The organism is Rhodococcus sp. P4_B6 (assembly GCF_056402215.1).
In genome coordinates this window covers 1-2,303 of the sequence record NZ_JBFUHV010000396.1, presented here as the reverse complement: position 1 = coordinate 2,303, position 2,303 = coordinate 1, and the positions used below count along the sequence as shown (strand labels likewise).

At 66.5% G+C, this 2,303-nt stretch carries 1 protein-coding gene; it reads right to left on the bottom strand.

The window, feature by feature from the left end:
* Positions 1 to 2,303: amino acid adenylation domain-containing protein (locus AC1DWT_RS50910; RefSeq protein WP_477926228.1), on the bottom strand; the 2,303-nt coding region annotated here is incomplete at both ends.

Sequence of the window (2,303 nt, the reverse complement as noted above, 5' to 3'; positions counted from 1 at the left end):
GGTCCCGCTGCCACAGCGTGTAATCGGCGTACTGCACCGGCAACGGCGCCCACCCGGGCGCCTGCCCCGCCGCGCGGGCCGCATACGCGACCGCCACATCCCGGGCCAGCGGCGCCAACGAACCCCCATCCCCCGCGATATGGTGCAGCACCAACACCAGGATGTGCTCCTGGGGTCCGGACTCCAACAACGTTGCCCGGATCGGAATCTCGTGTTCGACGTCGAAGGGATACGCCGCCGCCGTGGTCACTGCCGCGGGTATTTCGTCGGCACCGACCTCGATTGTCTGCACTGCCGCCGGGACCTGCTCAACCGGCAGGATCCGCTGGAACGGCACACCGTCATCCTCACCGAACACCGTCCGCAGGCTCTCGTGCCGAGCCACCACATCCCCCAACCCCGCCACCAACGCCCCCACATCAAGAGCACCGGTCAACCGCACCGCCACCGGAATGTTGTACGTCGCCGACGGTCCCTCGAATTTGTGAAGGAACCACAACCGGGCCTGCGCGAACGACAACGGCACCCGCTCCGGCCGCACCCGCGGGAGCAACGGCACCCGAACCGGCCCCTCCCTCAGACGCGGCGCCAACTCCGCGACCGACGGACACTCGAACACCACCCGAACCGCAACCTCCACCCCCAACACCGACCGAATCCGGCTCACCAACCGCGTCACCGACAACGAATGCCCACCCAAATCAAAAAACCCGTCATCGATCCCCACCCGCGGAACACCCAGCACCTCCGCGAACAACGCCACCAACGTCTCCTCCACCGGCGACCGCGGCCCACGAAACACCCCACCAACGAACTCCGGCGCCGGCAACGCCCTCCGATCCAACTTCCCATTCGCCGTCAACGGCAACCGATCCACCACCATCACCACCGCCGGAACCATGAACTCCGGCAGCCGCCCGGCCACGAACTCRCGCAACCCCACACCCGTCACCGTGCCGACGGACTCGAGAACCACGTACCCCACCAACCGACACCCCRCCCCAACAGCCGCCGGAGACTCACTACCAATCACCACAGCCTGCGAAACAGCAGGATGCGACAGCAGCACCGCCTCGACCTCCCCCGGCTCCACCCGGAACCCCCGCACCTTCACCTGCTCATCAGCACGCCCCACGAACTCGAGCACACCCTCGGCRGTCCACCGCACCAGATCCCCCGACCGATACATCCGCGCACCGGACACACCGAACGGACACGCCACGAACCGCTCCGCCGTCAAACCCGGCCGACCCAAATACCCACGCGCCAACTGCACCCCGGCGATATACAACTCCCCCACCACACCCACCGGAACCGGCCCAAGCCCCGCACCCAACACGAACACCCGCGAATTCCTTACCGGCACACCGATCGACACCGATTCGCCAGCACACTCGTCCGACTGCTCCATAACCCGGCTGGTCACGTAGACGGTGGTCTCGGTCGGACCGTACCCATTGACAACCCGGACTCCAGGAATCGCGGCACGAACTGCACCGAGCAATCGACCGGACAACTGCTCACCGATGAACACCACCGTCTCCGCGCTCACCGTGTTCTCGATCTGGTCGAGTACCTCCGCGAACACCGACGGGACCGTGCTGATCACACTCCCGCTCCAGGTGCGGTGTTCGCCGAGCACGAGAACGTCACGGACCACGTCGATACTCCCGCCGGCGCACAACGCGGCGAAAATCTCCAACACGGACACGTCGAAACTCACCGATGTACTTGCCAGCACGCGGGCCAGCCCTGGCGCACCGAGACTCGAGGCCACGTGCACCATGCAGTTGACGACATTGTGGTGGCTGATCGTCACCCCTTTCGGGGTGCCGGTTGATCCGGAGGTGTGCATCACGTACGCGGTATTGTCCGGCCGCGGCGGTGTGGTGCGGCCGTTGCCGGCGGTGTCCTCCCAGTGTCCCCCCTGTTCCGAACACGTCTCGAGCAGCAGTGTGGGGATGCCGTTGTCTGGCAGCATGCTTGCGGTCGCCGTGTCGGTCAGGATCAGGATCGGCGCAGCGTCGCGCAGGATGAACTCGGTCCGTGCACTCGGATAGCGGGGGTCGATGGGGAGGTATCCGCCCCCGGCCTCGAGGACGGCCAGAAGCGCGATGATCACCTCGGGTGACCGCTCCAGCGCGACCGCCACCAGCACTTCCGGGCCGACACCCGCACCGATCAACCGGCGTGCCAGCCGGTTCACTCGGCTGCTCAGCTCCCGGTAGGTCCAATTCTCGTCACCGAACGTCACGGCCACCGCGTCCGGAGTCGCGGCGACCTGCTGACCGAACAGCGAACAG